Consider the following 21,507-nt stretch of genomic DNA (forward strand, 5'->3'; position numbering starts at 1 on the left):
GCTTTAGGCAATCTGACGAAAAATCTGACGACGCAATCTGCACACAATAGTTGTGCGGTATTGCCTTAATTTACACATCACGCAGGCGGATACTGCTCCGCCTGTGTTTTTGCATAGTAATAGACCCCGAAAGGATTGAGAAAATGTACAGACAGGGCAAGTACCCCGTAGTCGCGAAAAAGGCGATAGCTAAGGGTATTTTTGACATAACGGTTTACTGTCCGCACATCGCGAAGCTCGCGAAAGCGGGGCAGTTCGCGCAGGTGGCGGCAGAGGGCTACTTCCTCCGCAGACCAATATCCATCTGCGATATAGACAAGGAAAACGGCACGCTGAGAATGGTTTTTGAGGTGCGCGGCAAGGGCACAGAAAAGATAGCCGAGCTGAACGTAGGTTCGCTTATAGATATTATCGCGCCGCTGGGCAACGGCTTTACCGTGCTTGAGGGCAAAAAGGCTGTGTGCGTAGGCGGCGGCATCGGCACGCCCCCAATGCTCGGCATAGCTAAGCAGTACGGCGAAAACGCGCAGGTGATAAGCGGCTTCCGCACGGCGGGCATAGCTATACTGCAAGATGACTTCAAAGCGGCGGGCTGTGAGGCTACTCTTTGCACCGACGACGGCACTGCGGGCATACACGGCTTTGTTACCGAGCCGCTGAAAGCGCGCCTTGAAAGCGATAAGCCCGACATCATCTACGCCTGCGGTCCTGCGCCCATGCTGAAAAACATAGTAGCGCTGGCTAAGGAATACGGCGTTAAGTCGGAAGTTTCGCTGGAGCAGAGAATGGCCTGCGGCGTAGGCGCTTGTCTGGTCTGCGTCTGCAAAACGGTCAAGGACGGCGAGCAGTTTCTTTCGCACGTCTGCAAGGACGGCCCTGTATTTGACGGAGAGGAGGTCGATTTCTCGTGAGCGAACGCTTAAAAGTAAACGTCTGCGGCGTGGAATTTAAAAACCCCGTTATCCCCGCCAGCGGCACATACGGCTACGGCAGAGAGTACGAGTGCCTTTACCCCCTCTCGAAACTTGGCGGAATTTCCGTAAAGGGCACTACGCTGAAACCGCGTCAGGGCAACCAAGGCCCGCGCGTAGCGGAGACCCCCGCGGGAATGCTAAACTCGGTAGGTCTGCAAAACGGCGGCGCGGAGAAGTTCCTAAATTACGAGCTGCCTAACCTGCTGACTAAGGACACGCGCATAATCGCGAACATCGCGGGCGCTTCGATAGAAGAGTGCGCCGAGCTGGCTTCGCTTATAAACCCCTCGGCCGTTGATATGGTAGAGCTGAACATCAGTTGCCCGAACGTAAAGCAGGGCGGAGCGGCTTTCGGCACGGACTGTAACGTAGCGGCGGCGGTAACTGCGGCTGTGAAAAAAGAGCTGCCCGATAAACCGCTGATGGTGAAGCTTTCGCCAAACGTTACCAGCATCACCGACATCGCTAAGGCGGTAGAGGCTGCCGGCGCGGACGCGCTCTCGCTCATCAATACGCTGCTGGGTATGCGCATCGACATAAAGACCCGCCGCCCAATACTGAGAAACAACGTCGGCGGACTTTCCGGCCCTGCGGTATTCCCCGTGGCGGTGAGAATGGTTTGGCAGACTGCCAACGCGGTAAAGATACCCGTTGTCGGCATGGGCGGTATATCCACCTGGGAGGACGCGGTAGAGATGATGATGGCGGGCGCTTCCGCAGTGCAGGTAGGCGCGGCGATATTTGCCGACCCCTACGCTCCCGTGAAGATGATCGACGGGCTGGAGAAATATTGCGAGGATAACGGAATTGCCAATATCTCTGAGATAGTGGGCACTGTGCAGCCTTGGTAAAATATACAGATATTGCGGCGTATGCTTCGGCGTGCGCCGTTTTTGTATATAAAAATAGAAATCATCATAGACTATCAAGCAACAGCCCTGCCAAGATCAGCGCAGACTAGACAAAGCAGAAACTCTGTAATTCGGAGAGAAATACTTCATCTGCTGATATGTGCAATAAAAAAGTCCGAGGATCTGTAAAAAGATCTTCGGACTTTTGCTGTGTCTGAAAGTTTTAGTACTCGGCGGGAACGTCGGGTATTACGGGATCTGTAACAGGATCCGTGATTATCGGATCGGTGATAGTGGGGTCTGTTACGGGGTCGGTAACGGGATCGGTAACAGGGTCGGTCACGGGGTCGGTCACAGGGTCGGTGTATGTCGGCTCGGTAGCCTTGGTCTTTTTAGTGCTTGCCGATGTTTCAGAGGTCGCCGAGCTGCCTGTCGTAGACCACGGCTTGGTCGTCGTGGTGGTAGAGGTGGTGGTCATCGTTATGCCTTCCTCTTCCTCAGCCGCGCCGAATCTGATAACGCCCCATTTGCCGCCGCTGCACACCCAGGCTTTGCCGTTGTGCACGGGGCGCGCCTGCTCAAATTCGTTGGTCTTTACCATGCAGCTTCCGTCGATATTGTAGTAGCCGAACGAGTAATTCATGCTCACAGCCACAAATTCCTCAGAGAAGAGGTAGGGGTGACCCGACTCTTGCGAATCAGCAAGCTCGCCGTTGTAGGAACTGAATATCTCATCGCACTTGAATGAAACTATCTCATCTCCGCCGGAGTTTACATAGCCCCACTTGCCGTCCTTTTTCAGCGCGATGCCCGTGATGCCTGCGCCGACGTAGGCGGGCGCGTAGTAATCGTCGTACTGGAAGTCGAGGACTATCTCGTCCTGCTTTACCACGCCGTATTTCGGGGTTTCGGGAACTACTGCGTCATACTCGCCGTTGCCGAGCGAATCTACCGTAGCTTCGGCGGCTACCACCGTTTTCTTATCGGTGTATTCGTGCACCGCCCACTCTTCCGCTTCGCGAGCGTAATATATCTTTCCGTCGTCGTAATAATACTCTATCTTCGAGCTTTCATGCTCGTTGACGTAGTCTACCACCGTGCCGTCATCGTCCAGCGTGCAGTACTCGCGGGTATCGTTTTTCTGGTCGGTGATGTTGTAAAGCACTATCTGTCCGCATGAGCAGATGTAGTAATACTTGTACTGCGGCTGTACCACTATGTTGCCCTTGTAGTCGATAAAGCCGTAAAGACCGTTTTGGCAAAGCACCGCGATGGTCTGGTACATGGTGTTCACATCGCCGTCGGTATTTACCTGGCTGCCATCGAAAACTATGATATTTTCCGCAGAAATGCTGGGCTCTATGACCCAGTGATAATTTACTTTTTCCTCAACGTCAGTAACTTCCGCATCTGCGTATGAATCGCTTGGGGCGAAATCATCGTCCTGCTGCTGCTCGCCCGGAAGTGAACAGCCGCCCAGCGCAAGCGCCGCGGCGAAAGCCGTGATGAGAGCAAGATACCTTTTCATAAAGGCCCTCCTTAAAAAATACATTTTCTGTCTGATGTATGCGCCTATATGTTTTTCGGCGCGCAGTTCTACAATACAATATTATACTACAATTTTCGATGTAAGTCAATGTTTATTTAGATGAATTTAAGGTTTGTAACCATTACATTTTAGTAATAATTCTAATAATAAATGCAGGGAAACCGCTTCATTTACTATTATACTATCTTTCCGCCGATACATTCCATTATTATGGTAAAAGGTCCGTCGTTGAGCAGGTCTACTTTCATATCCGCGCCGAAAATTCCCGCCTGCACATTGCCCTCGAGCTTTGCGGCGAGCTGCGCTTTGAAATACTCGTAAAGCTGCTCGGCGCGCTTCGGCTCGCCCGCGTTTATAAAGCTGGGGCGGTTGCCGTGCGAACAGTCGGCGTACAGCGTGAACTGCGAGACCGCCAGTATGTCGCCGTGAACGTCGTTTACCGAAAGATTTGTTTTGTCGTTTTCGTCGGAGAATATGCGCAGCTTCACTATCTTGTCAGCCAGCTTTTCGCAGTCCGCCTCGGTGTCGTCAGCGCCCGCGCCCATCAGCACGAGCAGTCCGCCGCCTATCTTACCGACGCTCTCGCCGTCTACTTTGACTTCTGCGCGGGTGACTCTTTGAATTACAGCTCTCATTTGTTATATCTTTCCAATCTCGATAAAATATTTGTAGATGTATGCCGATTCGGGCGAAAGCTTTATAGCGTGAGGCTTTTCCTCAATGTTTGCGTACTCGTCGTCCGCGTATGCAGGCACGCTCGTCCAAGGTTCCAGGCAGATGAACTGCGCCGCGGGGTCGGCAGCCGTCCATACGGCTATGCACTCGCTGTTCGGGAAGCTGAGCTTTACATATCCGCCGTCCTCTTTTTTCAGCGTTATAGCCTTAGAAGCTGGGTGGTCTTTCATGATAACGTCGTACTTGAACATCTCGCGGGTGAGGTGCAGGGTGGTCTTGCCGTCAAGCACGGTGCGTTCGCCTTCGGGGATGGGCTGGATTATGGTTTCAGGTTTTTCGTAAACGGCAACGCTCTCACCGCCCTCGATGTCGCAGATGAAAGCGGGGTGTCCGCCGAGATAGAAGTACATATCTTCCTTGCCGGTATTCTGCACGGTGCTGCGTACTTCGAGCACGCCGTTATTTATGATGTAGCTCACCAGCAGCTTGAAATCATAAGGATACCATTCTTTGGTAGCTGCCGAAGATTCCAGACAGAAGGTCGCCGAGCTTTCAGAGTCGCCGACAAGCTTGAATTTGCTGTCGCGCGCGAAGCCGTGGTTGCCGGGCATAGTGTATTCCTTGCCGCCCGCGCGGTAAGTTCTGTCCTTAGGCGAGCATATGAAAGGGAAGAGAACGGGTGCGTAGCGCTTCCAAGCATCTCCGCACTGCCAGAGAAATTCCTCTCCCTTATATTTCAGCGAGTGAAGCTCAGCGCCGTTTTCATCAGCCGCAAAGCTCAAATTTCCTACTTTCTTTTCTATCAGCATTTTTATTTGCTCCTTTCGGGTAAAATGAGTCTGTATGAAAATGGCAGAGTGTGCAATAATTAGCTTCTCTGCCGATAGTCAGTTTGTCAGTTTTATTATTCTTTTGCCGATGAAGAATATTCGTAGCCGTAACTGTAGCCGTAACCGTACTTGTAGCCGTACTTATAGCTGTATCTGCCCTTGCCGCTCTTGCCGGTGGATACGGGGCAGCAGGTTATTACCGAGCCGAGCACGCTGCCGTGCGCGAAGTTGATTGCGTCAAGCGCGAGCTGGTAGGACTCGTATGTGGTAACGCCGGACATCGCCGCAAGCACTACGCCCGCGATGCTGTCGAGCAGCGAGATTGTGTCGCTGACTATGTTTACCGGCGGCGTGTCGATGATTATGTAATCGTAGTAATCAGCCAGCTCTTTTATAAGCTGCTTCATGTTGTCTGAAGCGAGCATTTCCGAGGGGTTGGGCGGTATGGGGCCGCTCACCAGCACGTCTAATCCGGGGATAACGTTTTCGCAGACAACGTCCTTGAAAGCCGTCATGCCCGCCAGCAGGGTAGAAAGCCCCGCCTTGTTCTTTTGCTTGAACATCTTGTGCTGTACAGGCTTGCGCAGGTCGGCGTCGATGACGAGCACCTTAGCTTCCATCTGCGCGAACGTTATAGCAAGGTTTGCCGCCACGGTGGATTTTCCCTCGTGCTGCATAGCGCTCGTAACGGCAAACACCTTGTTGGGTCTTGTGGAAAGGCTGAATATCAGGTTCGCTCTCAGCGATTTAAAAGCCTCGGTAGTCTGAAACGGGAATTCTCTGTCAAGCAGGGTAACGTATTTTCTCAAGCTTTTCTTGCGTTTCTTTTCGTTGCTCATTACTTTTTACCTCCCTTATCAAGATTGTAAACATCGGGTATCTCTGCCAAAACGGGCACATCAGGAAATCTCTTCTTGAAATCTTCGCCAATGTTGATCCTGTTGTCGATAAGGTGTGCGATTATAACAGCAGCCGCCGCGATGACGAAGCCCGCCAACATTCCGATGAGCGTAATCTTCTTCACGTTCGGCGAAGAGGGCGCGCTTGGAACTTTAGCGTTGCCGATAGATTCTACCGAACCTGCGTGGGTGGTGCGGGTGAGCAGGTCGGGCGCGATGTTGGCTATGTATGTGCATATATCGGCGGAAAGCTGGGGGTTCTGCGTGGTCGCCGAGATGGATATTACTTCCGTTTCGTTTACCGAAGCGATTGTTACGAGCGACTTTATCTGGCTCGCCGAGATGTAAGGCTCGCCGTTTTCATACGAAACGTTGAAGACCTTTTGCAGGTCTGAGATCTCGTAATCCTGCACCAGCAGTTCTGAGACCTTGTCGTAAACGATATCGTCCTCAAGAATGACGATGTATGTGGCGGCGAGGCTTTTCGCCGCGGTAAGGTCGGCGTTGTCCGCTTTGCCATCGGTAGTGTTTTGGTTTTCGCCCGCTGCGTTTACAAATATCGAGATTGACGAGGTGTACTTTACAGGCAGCACAAATTTAGCAATGGCGAAAGCGCAGAGCGCGCCGAATACCGCCACAAGTATTATAATGTGCAGCTTTGAGAGCAAGACGTAAAACAGCTCTCTGAGGTCGATTTCCTGTTCCTGATTTTCCATTCAAATTCTCCTATAATTGATATTTAAACCATTGTTCTGTTCCAAAGCTTATTATACAACATTTTTTGCGGGTTGTCAATTGACATTTATTACATCTCGGCGTTATTCCATGTTAAGATGCAGCAGCCGCGCGGCGTTTTTACCCATTATCGCTTCGCGCTCGGCGTCGCCGAGGTCTAGGCGCAGCAGCTTTTCTATCATCTTCTGCGTGCTCTCCCACGGGCAGTCACTCGCGAGAAGTATGCGCTCAGCGCCGTGCTTCCTGATTATTTTCAGCATCAGCTCGTCGGGGCAGTTCGCCGTGAACGATGTGTCGAAATACACCTCGCCGTCAGTACCCGCGAGCAGATCGTAAACGTCATGCCAGTATTCGTTTGCGCCTAAGTGCGCGAGGATGACTTTCATCTTCGGGTGGCGTTTCAGCATATTAGCCGAGCGCTCGGGCGGGCAGTGTATCAGCTCGGGCGACATACAGTCGTACCCTGCGTGGAATATCACGGGCAGCTCCGCTTCCGTAATGCACTCGTATATCTCGTCGAGCCGCGGGTCGTCCACCATGAAATTTTGGTAGTCGGGGTGCAGCTTTATGCCGTAAAGTCCCAGTTCTTTTATGCGCTGTATCTCGTCCGGCGCGTCCTCCGAGTCGGGGTGCACGCTGCCGAAGGCGAGTATGCGGCTGTTAGTATCGTTTATCTCAGCCGCCCAGTCGTTTATCACCTGCTGCTGGGTAGGTTTTGTGGCGATGGAGAGCATTACGCCTGCGTCCACGCCCCATTCGTCAAAGCGGTTTATCAGCCCGTCTACCGAGCCGCGGGTGTACGCTTTCAGCCCGCTTATCTTCTCAAGCTTTTCGATAGCCCTTTCGGCGACCTTTGGGTTAAAGGCGTGAGTATGAAAATCTATTATCATAAATCAAGTGTTCATCTCCGTATGAAAAGTGCGAGTTCGCTGGGTCTCGGCAGCTTTTTGCCGCAAAGACCCACACAAAATATTATATCACAATTTTCGTCAATTTTCAATAGTTTGTTTATAGTTTATTGAATTTTTGTATTATTACACAAATGCGCGCTGTTTGGCGGGCGGGTTTTGATACAAAAAAAGCCGACTGCGGCTAAAAACTCCGCAGTCGGTTGATTATTATCAAATCAGCTTATTTCGTACAGCAGGTCTTGATAAAGTCCGTTGTAGTCGGTCTTGTGCTCTTTGATGAAAGCTATCGCCGCTCTCGGGTGGCGGTTGAGCGCGCCTGTCAGCATATAGGGTACGTCGTAGCCCCATACCGAGCCTTTCTCGCGCTCTTCAGCGATGTACTTTTCGATGAATTTCAGCGTCGGGTCAAGCTTGTAATTCGGGTTTCTGAGGAAGCTGAGCATCTGCTCCATAAAGCAGTTTCCCGCGCCTCTGCCCATGCCGCTCATAGTAGCGTCGGCAAGGCTTGCGCCGTGTGCGATGCCCTCTATCGTATTTGCGAAAGCTAGCTGCTGATTGTTGTGCATATGCACGCCCACCTTTTTGCCGACCGCTTCGGCAGCGTCGCAGTAGCGCTGAGTAAGCTCGCGCACCTGCTCCGGGTAGAGCGAGCCGTAGCTGTCTACCAGATAGATAGCGTCTACGGGGCTTTCACAGACGAGCTTGAGCGCCATTTCGATATCATCTTCCGGGCTGGCGGATATTGCCATGATGTTTACGGTAGTTTCGTAGCCGAGGTCGTGGCAGTGCTTTATCATCTCGAGCGCCGCGGGCATCTGGTGGGTGTATGTCGCTATGCGTATCATGTCGATAACGCTCTCGCTCTTCGGCAGAATGTCCTTTTTGTAGTCGCATCTGCCTACGTCAGCCATTACGGAGATCTTCAGCGGGCTGTCGTTTTCGCCGACTATCACGCGTATGTCGGCCTCGTCGCAGAACTTCCATTTGCCGAAAGCGTTTACGTCGAAAAGCTCTTTAGAAGCCTTGTAGCCGAATTCCATATATTCCACGCCCGACTTGATATTGGTGCGGTAAAGCTCTTTTACGAATTCGTCGGAAAAACGAAAATCGTTTACGAGTCCGCCATCTCTGATAGTAGCGTCGAGCAGCTTGATGTCAGGTCTGTATGAGATAAGATCTCCTCTTTTTGGTGCCATTTTTACTTTACTTCCTTTCACAAACAGTTACATGTACTTTAGCAATTTTATGATTTTAAGCTTTAATGTTTTTATGCTTTTAAGCTTTTACTTACTAAAGCGATGTTACTATTATAGCACCATAAAAGAGCTTTGTCAAGTATTTTGAGGGCATTTATGAAAACTTTTTATGAACGCTGCCGCCTGTGTTTAACAAAAAAAGCCCGCCGCAGCATACGCAGATAAACTGCGCGGGGCGCTGCGGCGGACTAAAAGGGGAAGTGTATTGAGGCAATCTATTATTTTATTGCCGTGTTTTTTGCTTGCCTTATCTCTTTAGGCGTATCTCCTTTCGCGTGATGATTTTGTCGATATATGAATTTACTGTATCTATATTATACACCGCGCGGGCGGGGAAGTCTACAAATCGGGGGTTGCTTTTGCGCAACGGTGGGTTGCATACGGTGCGATTTATTGATGAAAAATTTCTAAATCATGAATTGCTGATTACTAAAAGCCCTCAACTCCCTTTTTCACAAAATTTACATTGACATCTTTTCAAAATATGTTATAATAAATATAGCCGTACTGCTTCGCAAAAGCGGCGGCTGTATCGCAGGGAACAAGGGGGTTCACGGAGAATGGCGGATTCGAACGTTACAAAGCGCGCGCTTGCCGAGGGGCTGAAACAGCTTATGGAGCGCCGTCCTTTCGCAAAGATAAGCGTAGGCGACATCTGCGAAAGCTGCAATATGAACCGCAAGAGCTTTTACTACCATTTCCGCGATAAGTACGACCTTGTAAACTGGATATTCTATACAGAATTTGTACACACACTCAATTATGTGCCGGGCGACGACGGCTGGCAGCATCTGCTTTCGGTCTGCCGATATTTTTACGATAACAAAAAGTTTTACTCAAAGGCGCTGCAAATAGAGGGGCAAAATTCTTTCCGCGATTATTTTCACGATATTCTCGAGTCGATATTGCTGGAGTATTTCAAACAGTATTTCAAGGCGGATAAAGAGAGCACCTTTGCGGCGGAGTTTTATTCCGACGCGCTGATATGCTCGCTGGTGCGCTGGCTGGTGTCGAAAAATTCCGCATCGCCCGAAGAGTATACCGAGGGTCTGCGAAGCTGCATAAAGCTTATGCGCCAGCAGTTTTGATGTAAGTATAACAAAGGGGACGCGCTTCTTTGCGGAGCACGTCCCTGTTTTTATGCGTATAGATTTTTCAGATCACGAAAGACCTTTCGCTTTTTTCAGCGTTATGCCGTTTTTGCCGAGCGAGATCTCGTGGTCAAGTCCTACGAATTTGCCGTCCTCCTGCCAGAGAACTTTCTTGACGAATTTGTATTTTTCTTCGTCCCATGTGGTGAAGTCATCGAGCACAAGTCCGCCCGTGTCGCCCGAATTTGCGTTGTAGCACCAGAATGTGTGGTGCAGGTGGTACTTCTCGATTAGTGTGCGCATATGCGTCATCCAGGTGAGGTTCGGCTCGGTCATAAAGCCGCCCCATTCGCCTATCAGCAGCGGCGCGGTGTTTTCCTCGTAGATGTAGAACCAGTTGTCGTGCCAGCAGTCTTTCATCAGCGAATCGTAATTATAGCTGCCCTTGAACCACGGCTGTTCGTAAACGGTAGGGCCGTAATCGTGCGGCGAATACACCAGTTTATCCTGATATTTGCCGAGGTCTATCGGGTGATCCTTTACGCCGCGCAGATTTCCGCCCCACCAGTTGAAGTAAAAATCATCGCTGTTGGTCGAGTCGGCGCTGCCATTTTTCTTGGGGTAAACTTCCGTGCCCTCTACCATTATGAGCACATTCGGGTTTTTCGCGAGCACCTTGCCCGCCGCCGTTTCGGCAACGTATTTCCAGTTGTTCTCGTCCTTTGAGTTATCCCATTTCGCGGCGGACTTGCCCTCGTTCGGCTTGCCGTGCGGCTCGTTTTTGAGGTCGTAGGCGATTATCGTGTCGTTATCCTTGTAGCGCTCAGCCATCCACTCCAGCGCCGCGTAATAATCTTTGGTCTTGACTTTATCGGTGTACCAGAGGTTCACGGTGTGGCCCGAGGCGTTTGTTTCGGCGCAGTGTATGTCTATCATCACTTTCAGACCGTTCTCCTCAGCCAGCTTTAAGAAATAGTCGAATATTTGCAGGCTGTTCATCGAGTTCATCTCGGGATTATAGGCGTTGTTGTAATTCGCCTGCGGGTACTCGCCTGCCGCCCACTGGTTTATCAGCTCGGCGGAGAAGGGCACGCGGATAAGGTTAAAGCCGTGGTCGGCTATGCCCTTTACCGAGTCGGTCATAACGCTGTTCCAAAGTCCATCGAAAGTGTTCGTACCCGTGTTGTAGCCGAACCAGTTCACGCCCGTTATCCACACCTCTTTGCCGTTTTTATCATATATCTTGTTGCCGTCGGTGTGCAGCCAATCGTCGCCCTGCTTGGCTTTAGACGTGCGTTTCAGCAGCTTGTCGACGTCAACGCTTTCGCCCGAATTTGCGTTCTGCGAATTATTGTTATTATTGTTGTTCGCTTTCGGAACGCTGCCTTTTTTTACGGTGCAGTCTTTGCCGTTGAGCTTAGCCGATTTGACGTTCAGCGGGCCCTTTGTGCCAATGTTGCAGCCCAGCTCTACAGTGCCGCCCGCAGCGACCTCCTTATTATAGTCGGCGGGGGTGATGGTGAGGGTGTCGCCCTTGCATTTGTATGTGCCGTTCCAGCCGTCGCAGCGGTCAAGTCCCTCTACCTCAAGGGTCAGCTTCCAGTCGGAAAGCGCCTCGCCGCCGTTTTTGAAAGACATCTCTATGCCCGTCATGGTAACGCCGCTGTCCTCCCATGTATTGCTGCCGTTGTAATAAAATACATAACCTTCGGCGGCTTCATCGTCTTTAGTATCTTCCTCAGCCTGCGAGTCCTCCGCTTCGCTTTCCTCAGCCTCGCTCTCGTCCTGCGGCTCTTCCTCAGAGCTTTCGTCGGCAGGGGAGTCCTCAGCTTCGCTCACGGCAGACTCGGCGGCGCTGCTCACGGCGGAGCTTTCGGCGCTGCTTTCGTCCTTATCCCGACCCGAAGCCAGCACCGCAACGGCTATCACCAGCGCGATTATCACCGCCGCCATAGCCGCAAACGCCGCGATTATCTTCTTTGAAACGCGCGGCTCAGCCTTAGCTGTGGTGTCGTCCGTTTTCTTTGAATTGGTATCTTCTGACATAGCTTCCTCCTATAGAATTATTTTATACATATAATTATACATTAAAATTTTCACAATTGCAATAGTTTTTATAAAAAAAGCAGACGAAAATTTTCTTTCGCCTGCCAATGTGCACGATGTTCAAATATCTAAATTGCGTTACTCCTCCGCTTCCTGCTCTCGGTCATCATCGTCTGAGGTGAGCACGTTCACGCCGTAGGTCAGCGTCAGCAGGCTGTCGCCGAGATGGACGTTTTCTACAATTATGTCATCGTAGCCTATCGAGAGATCGTAGTGGGAAAAGTTCCAGAAAGCTTTCAGCCCCATGCCGACTAGCGTGTCAGCTATCTGCTGGGTCGCGGCTTTCGGTATGCAGAGCACCGCGACTATCGGGTGATTTTCGCGGCAGAAGTTTTCCAGTGTTTTGATGTTCATAATTTTAAGGTTGCCGACCGTTTTGCCGGTAAGCTGCTCGTTGCTGTCGAAAATGCCTATCAGTTCGCAGCCGCGCGTGTCGAAATTTATGTGCGTCGCTATGGCTCTGCCGAGGTTGCCCGCGCCGATGAGTATGGTGCGAAACTGCTTGTCCACGCCGAGTATCTTGCCGATCTCCGCGCGCAGCTCGTCAACGTGGTAGCCGTAGCCCTGCTGACCGAAGCCGCCGAAGCAGTTGAGATCCTGCCGTATCTGCGAGGCGGTGAGTTTTATTCTCTGCGAAAGCTCGCGCGAGGAGATGCGGTCTACCCCCTGCTTGCTCAGCTCGCCGAGAAATCTGTAATACCGCGGCAGACGTTTAATTACTGACGCCGATATTGAACCGTTTTTAGACATATTTACATCTTCTTTCTGATTTTTACAGCTTGATAAATTCCGCACGGCGCGCCTTAAAGTAGGCGGTGTACCTAAATCCCGCCTGCCGCGCTATCTCCGCGCCCTGCGCTATGCCCTTGCCGAGGTCGGCGGAGCAGTGCGCGTCTGAGCCGAGGGTTATAATCTCGCCGCCAAGCTCGCGGTAAAGCTTTACAAAGCCGAGGTCGGGCAGCGCCCTGCCGTACTTCTGCCGCAGTCCAGAGGTGTTTATCTCTATGCCCATGCCCCCGCCGATGAGTGTGCGGAATATCTCGGCGATGATGTCGTCGAAGCGGCGCAGGTCTATCTGAATGCCGTATTCGCCGCAAATGTAGCGCAGCGGGTAAGTGAGGTGGCCCAGCACGTCGAAACCGCCGCGGCGGCACATCTCGTACATCTGCGTGAAGTAGTCCTCAAGCAGCGCGGAGATCTCATAACTGTCCAATTTATCGTACTCTATCCAGTAGAAATCGTCCTGCCCCGCGTTTTGGTGGTGCGAGCCTATTATGAAGTCGAGCCGCTTGTCAGCCATTATCTGCTCGGCTTTTTCTATGTTTTGCAGCGGCTGTCCCAGCTCTATTCCGCAGAGCAGATCCAGCCTGCCGGCGTACTTTTCTTTAAGCGCGGTCTGCGCGGCGATGCTTGCGGGCGCGTACTTGCCGCTGCCGTACATATCGAAATCTCGCACGCCGTCGCCCTCTGCGCGCTCCCAAAAATTCACGTCGCAGTGGTCGGTGATGGCGTATTTTGCCAAACCAAGCTCTATCGCGCGCTCGCACATTTCCTCGGGCGCAGACTTCGCGTCGGGCGAAAAATTCGTGTGCGTGTGCAGGTCGCAAAGCCCGCGTATGCTGTTCTGCTCCATAAATATCCTCCGTCAAAAGAAAAGGGCGGGTAAATATCCGCCCCTTGTCATATCAGATCTTGAACTCAAAGCCCGCTTCGCTGCCCGCGTAATCGTAAGCGCAGTCGGTATCGGTCTGCGCCCTCAGCCAAAGCTCTGCGTCGCCCTCAGACCAGCCCTCTTCCAGTGTTCTTTCCACCGTGGACTTCGCAGTTTCGCCCGCGTTTATCTTAGTGCCCTGATATTCGGCGGTGAAAGCGAAGATGGTGTCGGGGTCGGTGAGGTCGGTGTAAACTTTCAGGCGCGGACGTATATCTAGCACAGCCGTTTCGCCCGAATTGTTGGTAACGCTTTCGGTAACTGTAAGCGTGCTTCTGTCCGCAGAAAGCTCGGCTTCATACGAAATGGTGAATTTGCCGTCGGCAGTGGTGATCTCGTTATCGGCGGTGCGCTCGAAGCTTATCGTTTCCCTCTCGCCGTTCGCCGTATCTTCGATGATCGGCTGCGTTTCCTGCTCGGTCTTAGCGCTCTGCGTGGTGGCAGCGCTCTGCTTTTCCTCAGCGTTTTTGGGCGCTTCGGTACTGCCGCATGAGGTCATTGCCGCGAATAGAGCCGCCGCCGAGATGACGGCTGTTGTCTTTTTGATTTTTCTGATTTTTTTCATGATAGATCGCTCCTTTCTGATCTTTTGTTCTGTAATAATTATACAATATTTCCTTGCATAAGTCAACAGAAACTCAGCAGAATAAAGCAATTCTACATATTATCCAAATCCGCGAGCCGCGCTTTGGTCAGTTTTTCAGCGAGTGCAGGGGAGCGGGTATCTGACCGCCGCGGTTGATGAATTTCGAGGGCGATTCCTTGTGAAGCGGCATTACAGGGCCTTTTCCGAAAAGTCCGCCCCAGTCGAGAACTTCGCCGACCTTTTTGCCGATAGCAGGGATAACTCTTACCGCCGTGGTCTTTGTATTTACCATGCCGATAGCGGCTTCGTCCGCGATGATAGCGGCTATGGTGTCGGGCTCGGTGTCGCCGGGAACTACTATCATGTCAAGACCTACCGAGCATACGGCCGTCATAGCTTCGAGCTTCTCGATGGTGAGCGTGCCCGCTACCGCCGCGTCGATCATGCCCGCGTCCTCAGATACGGGGATGAATGCGCCCGAAAGTCCGCCGATGCGCGAGCATGCCATTACGCCGCCCTTCTTAACAGCGTCGTTGAGCATAGCGAGGCAGGCGGTAGTGCCGTGAGTACCGCAGCGCTCAAGGCCTATCTCTTCCAGAATGTGCGCTACCGAGTCGCCTACCGCGGGGGTCGGCGCGAGCGAGAGGTCTACTATGCCGAAAGGCACGCCTAATCTCTTAGAAGCGGTAACGCCTACCAGCTGACCTATCCTAGTTATCTTGTACGAGATCTCTTTTATAACGTCAGAGATCTTGGTGATGTCGGCGTCGGGGTACTTGCGCAGAGCGGCGCGTACAACTCCGGGGCCGGAAACGCCTACGTTTATCATGCAGTCAGGCTCGCCTACGCCGTGGTATGCGCCCGCCATAAAGGGGTTATCCTCTACCGAGTTGCAGAAAACTACCAGCTTTGCAGCACCGAAGCAGGCGCTGTCAACCGTCTTTTCCGCGCACTCTTTTACTATCCTGCCCATAAGTCCGCAGGCGTCAAGGTTTATACCAGTCTTTGTAGAGCCTATGTTTACGGAAGAGCAAACTCTTTCGGTAGAAGCCAGCGCTTCTGGTATCGACTCGATAAGCTCACGGTCGCCCTCAGAGAAGCCCTTTTGTACCAGCGCGGTGTATCCGCCGATGAGGTTTACGCCCACCGCCTTAGCCGCTTCGTCCATAGCCTTAGCGAAAGGCACTGGCGAGCACTTGCAGGCTGCCGATATTATTGCTATCGGCGTTACGGATATACGCTTGTTGATTATCGGTATGCCGTATTCTTTCTCTATCTGCTCGCCTACTTTTACCAGGTCGCGGGCTTTCAGAGTTATTTTATCGTAAACTTTCTTGCAGGCTTTGTCGATGTCGGGGTCGATGCAGTCGAGCAGCGAAATTCCCATGGTTATAGTGCGTATGTCAAGACAATCGTCCTGTATCATGCGTATGGTCTCGAGTATATCATACTGATTTATCATTATGCTTTCTTACCTTTCTCAAAAAATGCAGAATATCAGATGTGGTGCATACAATTAAAGATGTCCTCGTGCATAGCCAGCACTTTCAGACCCCACTCGTTCTCGCCCTTAGCGGCAAGCTTTTCAGCCATCTCGGCGAAGTCAATGTTGAGCTTGGAAATATCTACCAGCATTATCATAGCAAAGAGATCCTCGATGACCGACTGTGTAACTTCGATAACGTTAGCGTTATAATTTGCGCACTCGGTGCTTACTTTTGCGAGTATTCCTACTGCGTCCTTTCCAATTACGGTAACTATTGCTCTCATGTTTATATACCATCCTTTCAGAATTTTGCTTGTTATTTGTTTGTCAAAAAAACTACAAAGTTATTATAACACACATTTGCCGAAATTGCAAGCGATTTTGCCGCCGCCGCCAAAAGATAAATTAACAAATTGTAAAATATCCCGCGCGTATATACGCCCGCAATTGCTCTAAACCCCTTTTTTTGCTGACTTTGCGCGGTGTAAAGAACTTGAAAAGGGCGCGTTAAATTTTGAAAAAGCTATTGACATCGGCGCGCGGGCGTGATAAAATAAAGAAAATTGCAATAGGCGATGTTTCAGAAAGTCATCGTACAGCAAATTTATTGACCACTTCGCCGCAGGGCGGAGAGTTGTGGAAACGGACAGCCCGGTCAAATGCCGAACGCTGCTTTTGGATAAAAGCGGCTGGCAACTTCTGTTGCCTTATTGAAATTCATTTTATAAGTACGCCATATTATCGGCGGTCTTGAAAAAAAGCCCGCCCTTACTTGTGAAACGGTCAATAAGAGTAGTAAAAGTGTTTGCTATATAGACTCTTCTGAAAACCAATATGCAGAAAAATAACAGGCTTTCGCTTGTGCGCTTCGGGAGTATACAAAAAGCGGCGGGCGGGGGGCTTCATGCACGCAGGTAAAAAAAGCAATGTGGCTTTTTACCTGCTTTTTTTATTTTTACAAGGGGTGACGATAAGATCATGGAAAATAAGCTAAAGCTTTACGGCTTCAACAACCTTACAAAATCGCTCAGCTTCAATATCTACGATGTCTGTTACGCCAAAACTCAGCGCGAACAGCATAAGTACATCGAGTATATCGACGAGCAGTATAATTCCGAGCGAATTACCGATATAATGACCCACCTTACCGAAATGATAGGCGCGCAGGTGCTGAGCGTATCGAAGCAGGATTACGATCCGCAGGGGGCTTCGGCTACTTTCCTGATAGCGGACGACACCATGATACCCGCGGGCGGCAACGAGATAGCGGCGCACTTAGATAAAAGCCACGTTACCGTGCACACCTACCCCGAGTTTCACCCGCACAACAGCATAGCTACCTTTCGCGTAGATATTGACGTGGCTACCTGCGGCAAGATAACGCCGCTTACCGCGCTGGATTATCTTATAGGCAGCTTCGAATCTGACATTATAACGATGGATTACCGCGTGCGCGGCTTTACCCGCAACATCGACGGCGAGAAAATATTCATCGACCACAATATAACGTCTATACAGGATTACATCGACGAGGAAACTTTGCAGCGGTACGACGCGCTGGATATAAACGTGTATCAGGCGAATATCTTTCACACAAAGATGCTGATAAAAGATCTGTACCTGCAAAATTATCTTTTCAATATCGACGCCGACGAGCTGCCGCCGCGCACACGGCTGGAAATAAGCGACGCGCTGCGCCGCGAGATGATAGAGATATTCAGCGGAAGGAACGTGTATTAAAAGATGAAAGATCAAAACACCGCGCCGCTTTACGAGGCGCTGCAAAAATTTAGACGTATGCGCGTAGTGCCTTTTGACGTGCCGGGGCATAAGCGCGGCAGGGGAAATGCTGAGCTTTGCGAGTTTTTAGGGCAGAAGTGCATGGACGCCGACGTGAACTCTATGAAGCCGCTGGATAATCTCTGCCACCCCGTTTCGGTGATACGCGAGGCGGAAGACACCGCGGCTGAGGCTTTCGGCGCGGCGCACGCTTTCTTCATGGTGGGCGGCACTACCTCCGCCGTACAGAGCATGATAATGTACGCCTGCAAGAGCGGCGATAAGATAATACTTCCGCGAAACGTGCACCGAAGCGCTATAAATTCGCTGATACTCTGCGACGCCGTGCCCGTGTACGTCAATCCAGAAGTGAACGATAAGCTGGGCATAGCGCTGGGCATGAGCGTGGCGCAGGTGGAAAAAGCCATAGAGGAAAACCCAGACGCCAAAGCTGTACTCGTCAACAACCCCACCTACTACGGCGTATGTTCAGACCTAAAGCGGATCACCGAGCTGGCGCACTCTAAGGGTATGCTGGTGCTGGTGGACGAGGCGCACGGTACGCACTTTTACTTCGGCGAGAATTTCCCCATATCGGCAATGGCGGCTGGCGCGGATGCGGCTTCGGTAAGTATGCACAAATCGGGCGGCAGCCTTACGCAAAGCTCGTTTTTGCTGATGGGCAAGGCTATAAACAGCGACTATATGCGGCAGATAGTAAATCTTACGCAGACCACGAGCGCCTCATACCTGCTGCTTTCGAGCCTCGATATATCGCGCAAAAGGCTCGCACTGCACGGCAAAGAGATATTCGCGAAAACGGTAGAGCTTGCCGAATACGCGCGCAGCGAGATAAACGATATAGGCGGCTACTACGCATTTTCAAAAGAGCTGATAAACGGCGACAGCGTTTTTGACTTCGATATTTCAAAGCTTTCCGTACACACCCTCTCGGTAGGGCTGGCGGGCATAGAGGTCTACGACCTGCTGCGCGACGAGTACGATATACAGATAGAATTCGGCGATATAGGCAACATACTCGCTTACCTCTCGGTAGGCGACAGAAAGCAGGACGTAGAGCGGCTGATAAGCGCGCTGGCAGAGATACGCCGCCGCTTCGGCAAGTCTGGCGCGGGAATGCTCTCGCACGAGTACATAAACCCCACCGTGGCGCTAAGCCCACGCCGAGCATTTTACGCAGAAAAAGAATCGCTGCCGCTGGAGCAGACCTGCGGCAGGATATGCAGCGAATTTGTAATGTGCTATCCGCCCGGGATCCCCATACTCGCCCCCGGCGAGCTTATCACGGCGGAGATAATAGAATACATAAAGTACGCAAAGGAAAAGGGCTGCTCGATGACGGGAACTGAGGATATAAATATCGAGCGGCTGAATGTTCTGAAAGGAGTGTAACGGAAAATGGAATTATGGTTTACCGAGCGGCACACGCCGAACGTTAAGTTTTCCATCAAGGTAGACAGGCAGCTTTACAGCGGGTTCAGCGAATTTCAGCGTATCGACATCTTCGACTCGAAAGAATTCGGCAGATTTTTAACGCTCGACGGCTACATGATGCTTACAGAAAAGGACGAATTTATCTACCACGAGATGATAACTCACACGCCCATGGCGGTGCACCCTAACCCGAAGAACATACTCGTCATCGGCGCGGGCGACGGCGGCGTAGTGCGCGAGCTTACACGCTACCCCGCGGTAGAGCGCATAGATTTGGTTGAGATAGACGAGCTGGTGGTAGAGGTATGCAAGCAGTACCTGCCGACCACCGCCTGCCGCTTCGACGACCCGCGCGTACACATCTACTACGAGGACGGCGTGAAGTTCATACGCCGCTGCGAAGACCTTTACGACGTTATAATAGTAGACTCAACCGACCCGTTCGGGCCGGGCGAGGGTCTTTTTACCAAAGAATTTTACGGAAGCTGCTTTAAGGCTCTGCATGAGGACGGCATAATGGTCAATCAGCACGAAAGCCCGTTTTACGCCGAGGACGCGGCGGCTATGCAGCGTTCGCACAAGCGCATAGTAGAAAGCTTCCCGATAAGCAAAGTGTATCAGGCGCATATACCCACATACCCCTCGGGACACTGGCTCTTCGGCTTCGCTTCAAAGAAATACCACCCCACCAACGATTACAACGGCACACGCTGGAGCATGCTGGGTCTGAAAACGCGCTACTACAACCCCCGTCTGCACGCAGGAGCGTTCGCGCTGCCTAATTATGTAGAGGAGCTGCTGAGAGATGTTGAGTAAAAATATTAGCACATTCATAGCCTGCGACTGCGAATATGAGGACGCGCAGACGGTGCTTTTCGGCGCGCCTTTCGACGGCACTACAAGCTTTCGCCCCGGAACGCGCTTCGCTTCCTCAGCCATGCGCAGCGAGAGCTTCGGAATAGAAACATACTCGCCGTATCAGGATAAAGACTTAGAGGACATCTGCGTTTTCGACAGCGGCGACCTAGAGCTGCCTTTCGGCAGCCCCGAGCGCGCGCTCGAGATGATAGAAGAGCGGGCGGCGGAGATACTGGCAGACGGAAAGCGCCCCTGCATGATAGGCGGCGAGCACCTCGTTACGCTGGGCGCGGTGAGGGCTGCGGCTAAAAAGTACCCAGATCTGCACATTATCCATTTTGACGCTCACGCCGACCTGCGCGACGATTACCTGGGCGAGCAGCTTTCGCACGCCTGCGTACTGCACCGCTGCTGGGACATACTCGGCGACGGCAGGATATATCAGTTCGGCATACGCAGCGGCGAGCGGGCGGAGTTCCGCTTTGCGGCTGAGCACACATACATGAACAAATTCAACTTCGACGGCATAGATAAAGCTGTACGGAAAATCGGACAGCAGCCCGTATACTTCACCCTAGACCTCGACGTTATAGACCCCTCGGAATTTCCCGGCACGGGCACTCCCGAAGCGGGCGGAGTAAGCTTTAAAGAGCTGATGGGCGCGATAAAAGAGGTCGCTAAGCTGAATATCGTGGGATTTGACGTCAACGAGCTTTCGCCCGTGTACGATCAAACGGGGCGCTCTACGGCGCTCGCCTGCAAGCTGCTGAGAGAGATACTGCTGTATTTCAACAAGTAAAGAGGGGCTATTATGGGGCTGTTTGATTTTTTCAAGAAGAAAGACGAAGCCGCGGCTGATACGGCGGCTGACACATCGGCTGAAACTTCGGAACGCGAAGCCGAGCTGAGAGCCGCGCGGGAAGCTTTGAAAGAGCTGGAGAAAAATACTTTGACGGACTGCGCTAGGCTTGAACTGACCGAAACGAAGCCCGCGATATTTGAGAGCAAAGCCGGCGGGACGGGCTATGTTCCGCACGAGGGCGATATACCGCAGGACAAAAACGGCAGACAGCTAAGGCTTTTGGCGCAGATAGACTGCTCGCAGGTAAAGCTGAAAGATCTCCCCGAAAGCGGGCTTTTGCAGTTTTGGATACTGAACGATGACCTATGGGGGCTTTCGTTCGAGGACAACACCCGTCAGGATACTTTTCGGGTGATCTATCACAAAGACGTTGACAAAAGCGTTACCGAGGACGAGGTAAAGGCTAAGTTTAAAAAGAACGAATTTGACGATAAAAACATTATGCCCGTGAAAGGCGAATACGGCTTGAAATTTACTTTGGAAAGCAACGCTATGAGCTCGTATGACGCGCGGTTCGAGAAGATCTTCTGCGAATATTATAACGCCGCTCAGCCGCCGAAGCAGATAGGCTCTTTCGCAGATCTGGATATAGACCCGTACGAGATAGCGGGATATGAAAAGCTTTGCGAGGAAGCTTTTGGCCACAAGATCGGCGGATACCCCGCGTTTACGCAGGAAGACCCCCGCGAAGCGGACACCGACCATGACTTTCTGCTTTTGCAGCTCGACAGCGACTACGGCAATGGCGGCGAAAAGATAATGTGGGGAGATTCGGGCATCTGCGGATTTTTCATAAACAGAGAAAAGCTCAAAGAGCTTGATTTTAGTGATGTTATTTACAACTGGGATTGTTATTAAAAATCGTATAAATCTTATAGATCGTATGATCGGAA

Annotated in this window: 21 protein-coding genes; 8 read left to right on the top strand and 13 right to left on the bottom strand. The window is 51.6% G+C overall.

The genetic code is table 11. The annotated features are described in order from the left end of the window. Positions 1-143: 143 nt before the first annotated feature. Both LI114_RS04965 and LI114_RS04970 read left to right on the top strand, forming a co-directional pair. Entirely contained in the window at positions 144-911 is a 768-nt protein-coding gene (locus tag LI114_RS04965; protein ID WP_227219714.1) for a dihydroorotate dehydrogenase electron transfer subunit, read from the top strand. Then, complete coding sequence (locus tag LI114_RS04970; protein ID WP_227219715.1) at positions 908-1,825, top strand: dihydroorotate dehydrogenase; 918 nt, start codon at positions 908-910, stop codon at positions 1,823-1,825. The genes LI114_RS04965 and LI114_RS04970 overlap by 4 nt, the downstream gene beginning before the upstream one ends. Before the next feature lie 223 nt (positions 1,826-2,048). Here LI114_RS04970 and LI114_RS04975 read toward each other — a convergent pair whose 3' ends face one another. From LI114_RS04975 to LI114_RS05005, 7 genes are all read right to left on the bottom strand, one after another. Further along, on the bottom strand, positions 2,049-3,353 hold the full coding sequence (locus tag LI114_RS04975) for a WG repeat-containing protein (protein ID WP_227219716.1): 1,305 nt from the start codon (positions 3,351-3,353) through the stop codon (positions 2,049-2,051). A 197-nt stretch (positions 3,354-3,550) separates the two neighbouring features. After that, on the bottom strand, positions 3,551-4,009 hold the full coding sequence (dtd, locus tag LI114_RS04980; RefSeq protein ID WP_022126978.1) for a D-aminoacyl-tRNA deacylase: 459 nt from the start codon (positions 4,007-4,009) through the stop codon (positions 3,551-3,553). A gap of 3 nt (positions 4,010-4,012) precedes the next feature. After that, positions 4,013-4,858, bottom strand: coding sequence for an aldose 1-epimerase family protein (locus tag LI114_RS04985; protein ID WP_227219717.1), 846 nt, complete (start codon positions 4,856-4,858; stop codon positions 4,013-4,015). Between the two features lie 95 nt (positions 4,859-4,953). Then, positions 4,954-5,718 (bottom strand): CpsD/CapB family tyrosine-protein kinase, encoded by a 765-nt coding sequence (locus tag LI114_RS04990; protein ID WP_227219718.1) that lies wholly within the window; start codon positions 5,716-5,718, stop codon positions 4,954-4,956. Next, complete coding sequence (locus LI114_RS04995) at positions 5,718-6,494, bottom strand: YveK family protein (RefSeq protein WP_227219719.1); 777 nt, start codon at positions 6,492-6,494, stop codon at positions 5,718-5,720. Before LI114_RS04995 ends, LI114_RS04990 begins: the two co-directional genes overlap by 1 nt. 102 nt (positions 6,495-6,596) lie before the next feature. Beyond that, on the bottom strand, positions 6,597-7,403 hold the full coding sequence (locus tag LI114_RS05000) for an amidohydrolase family protein (protein ID WP_227219720.1): 807 nt from the start codon (positions 7,401-7,403) through the stop codon (positions 6,597-6,599). A 236-nt stretch (positions 7,404-7,639) separates the two neighbouring features. Further along, positions 7,640-8,620, bottom strand: coding sequence for an aldolase catalytic domain-containing protein (locus LI114_RS05005; protein WP_227219721.1), 981 nt, complete (start codon positions 8,618-8,620; stop codon positions 7,640-7,642). 620 nt (positions 8,621-9,240) lie between these two features. Here LI114_RS05005 and dhaS point away from each other — a divergent pair. Further along, entirely contained in the window at positions 9,241-9,768 is a 528-nt protein-coding gene (gene dhaS, locus LI114_RS05010) for a dihydroxyacetone kinase transcriptional activator DhaS (protein ID WP_022126972.1), read from the top strand. 72 nt (positions 9,769-9,840) lie between these two features. On the opposite strand, the gene LI114_RS05015 is transcribed toward dhaS, so the two are convergent. The 6 genes from LI114_RS05015 to LI114_RS05040 form a co-directional block, all read right to left on the bottom strand. Then, complete coding sequence (locus LI114_RS05015; protein ID WP_227219722.1) at positions 9,841-11,817, bottom strand: cellulase family glycosylhydrolase; 1,977 nt, start codon at positions 11,815-11,817, stop codon at positions 9,841-9,843. Positions 11,818-11,955: 138 nt separating this feature from the next. After that, positions 11,956-12,627, bottom strand: coding sequence for a redox-sensing transcriptional repressor Rex (locus LI114_RS05020; protein WP_227219723.1), 672 nt, complete (start codon positions 12,625-12,627; stop codon positions 11,956-11,958). A 22-nt stretch (positions 12,628-12,649) separates the two neighbouring features. Beyond that, a complete protein-coding gene (locus LI114_RS05025; protein ID WP_227219724.1) occupies positions 12,650-13,510 on the bottom strand; it encodes a histidinol-phosphatase HisJ family protein in 861 nt (286 codons plus the stop codon). A 52-nt stretch (positions 13,511-13,562) separates the two neighbouring features. Beyond that, positions 13,563-14,153, bottom strand: a complete 591-nt coding sequence (locus LI114_RS05030; RefSeq protein ID WP_227219725.1) for a hypothetical protein — start codon at positions 14,151-14,153, stop codon at positions 13,563-13,565. A 127-nt stretch (positions 14,154-14,280) separates the two neighbouring features. Continuing rightward, positions 14,281-15,636 carry a PFL family protein gene (locus LI114_RS05035; protein ID WP_227219726.1) on the bottom strand — a complete coding sequence of 452 codons (1,356 nt, stop codon included), beginning with the start codon at positions 15,634-15,636 and terminating at the stop codon, positions 14,281-14,283. A 35-nt stretch (positions 15,637-15,671) separates the two neighbouring features. Beyond that, on the bottom strand, positions 15,672-15,944 hold the full coding sequence (locus LI114_RS05040; protein WP_227219727.1) for an ACT domain-containing protein: 273 nt from the start codon (positions 15,942-15,944) through the stop codon (positions 15,672-15,674). A gap of 694 nt (positions 15,945-16,638) precedes the next feature. Between LI114_RS05040 and speD the strand changes: the two genes are divergently transcribed. The 5 genes from speD to LI114_RS05065 are packed head-to-tail and all read left to right on the top strand — an operon-like array spanning position 16,639 to position 21,472. Continuing rightward, the gene (gene speD, locus LI114_RS05045) at positions 16,639-17,400 is read left to right on the top strand and encodes an adenosylmethionine decarboxylase (RefSeq protein WP_227219728.1); all 762 of its coding nucleotides are present in this window, start codon (positions 16,639-16,641) and stop codon (positions 17,398-17,400) included. 3 nt (positions 17,401-17,403) lie between these two features. Then, complete coding sequence (locus LI114_RS05050; RefSeq protein ID WP_227219729.1) at positions 17,404-18,852, top strand: aminotransferase class I/II-fold pyridoxal phosphate-dependent enzyme; 1,449 nt, start codon at positions 17,404-17,406, stop codon at positions 18,850-18,852. Between the two features lie 6 nt (positions 18,853-18,858). Next, a complete protein-coding gene (speE, locus tag LI114_RS05055) occupies positions 18,859-19,710 on the top strand; it encodes a polyamine aminopropyltransferase (protein ID WP_022126963.1) in 852 nt (283 codons plus the stop codon). Next, entirely contained in the window at positions 19,703-20,551 is an 849-nt protein-coding gene (gene speB / locus LI114_RS05060; RefSeq protein ID WP_227219764.1) for an agmatinase, read from the top strand. Before speE ends, speB begins: the two co-directional genes overlap by 8 nt. Positions 20,552-20,563: 12 nt before the next feature. After that, a complete protein-coding gene (locus LI114_RS05065) occupies positions 20,564-21,472 on the top strand; it encodes a YwqG family protein (RefSeq protein ID WP_227219730.1) in 909 nt (302 codons plus the stop codon). The last annotated feature ends 35 nt before the right edge of the window (positions 21,473-21,507 follow it).

Origin of the sequence: Ruminococcus sp. 210702-SL.1.03 (genome assembly GCF_020559915.1) — a bacterium.
GTDB lineage: Bacteria > Bacillota > Clostridia > Oscillospirales > Ruminococcaceae > YE71.

Bases quoted from the DNA above. Each gene is read 5' to 3' on its own strand.
- LI114_RS04990 (WP_227219718.1), bottom strand. From the start codon at position 5,718: ATGAGCAACGAAAAGAAACGCAAGAAAAGCTTGAGAAAATACGTTACC.
- dtd (WP_022126978.1), bottom strand. From the start codon at position 4,009: ATGAGAGCTGTAATTCAAAGAGTCACCCGCGCAGAAGTCAAAGTAGAC.
- LI114_RS04995 (WP_227219719.1), bottom strand. From the start codon at position 6,494: ATGGAAAATCAGGAACAGGAAATCGACCTCAGAGAGCTGTTTTACGTC.
- LI114_RS05065 (WP_227219730.1), top strand. From the start codon at position 20,564: ATGGGGCTGTTTGATTTTTTCAAGAAGAAAGACGAAGCCGCGGCTGAT.
- LI114_RS04985 (WP_227219717.1), bottom strand. From the start codon at position 4,858: ATGCTGATAGAAAAGAAAGTAGGAAATTTGAGCTTTGCGGCTGATGAA.
- LI114_RS04975 (WP_227219716.1), bottom strand. From the start codon at position 3,353: ATGAAAAGGTATCTTGCTCTCATCACGGCTTTCGCCGCGGCGCTTGCG.
- LI114_RS04965 (WP_227219714.1), top strand. From the start codon at position 144: ATGTACAGACAGGGCAAGTACCCCGTAGTCGCGAAAAAGGCGATAGCT.
- speE (WP_022126963.1), top strand. From the start codon at position 18,859: ATGGAATTATGGTTTACCGAGCGGCACACGCCGAACGTTAAGTTTTCC.
- LI114_RS05025 (WP_227219724.1), bottom strand. From the start codon at position 13,510: ATGGAGCAGAACAGCATACGCGGGCTTTGCGACCTGCACACGCACACG.
- speD (WP_227219728.1), top strand. From the start codon at position 16,639: ATGGAAAATAAGCTAAAGCTTTACGGCTTCAACAACCTTACAAAATCG.
- LI114_RS05040 (WP_227219727.1), bottom strand. From the start codon at position 15,944: ATGAGAGCAATAGTTACCGTAATTGGAAAGGACGCAGTAGGAATACTC.
- LI114_RS05015 (WP_227219722.1), bottom strand. From the start codon at position 11,817: ATGTCAGAAGATACCAATTCAAAGAAAACGGACGACACCACAGCTAAG.
- LI114_RS05030 (WP_227219725.1), bottom strand. From the start codon at position 14,153: ATGAAAAAAATCAGAAAAATCAAAAAGACAACAGCCGTCATCTCGGCG.
- LI114_RS05005 (WP_227219721.1), bottom strand. From the start codon at position 8,620: ATGGCACCAAAAAGAGGAGATCTTATCTCATACAGACCTGACATCAAG.
- LI114_RS05035 (WP_227219726.1), bottom strand. From the start codon at position 15,636: ATGATAAATCAGTATGATATACTCGAGACCATACGCATGATACAGGAC.
- LI114_RS05020 (WP_227219723.1), bottom strand. From the start codon at position 12,627: ATGTCTAAAAACGGTTCAATATCGGCGTCAGTAATTAAACGTCTGCCG.
- dhaS (WP_022126972.1), top strand. From the start codon at position 9,241: ATGGCGGATTCGAACGTTACAAAGCGCGCGCTTGCCGAGGGGCTGAAA.
- LI114_RS05000 (WP_227219720.1), bottom strand. From the start codon at position 7,403: ATGATAATAGATTTTCATACTCACGCCTTTAACCCAAAGGTCGCCGAA.
- LI114_RS05050 (WP_227219729.1), top strand. From the start codon at position 17,404: ATGAAAGATCAAAACACCGCGCCGCTTTACGAGGCGCTGCAAAAATTT.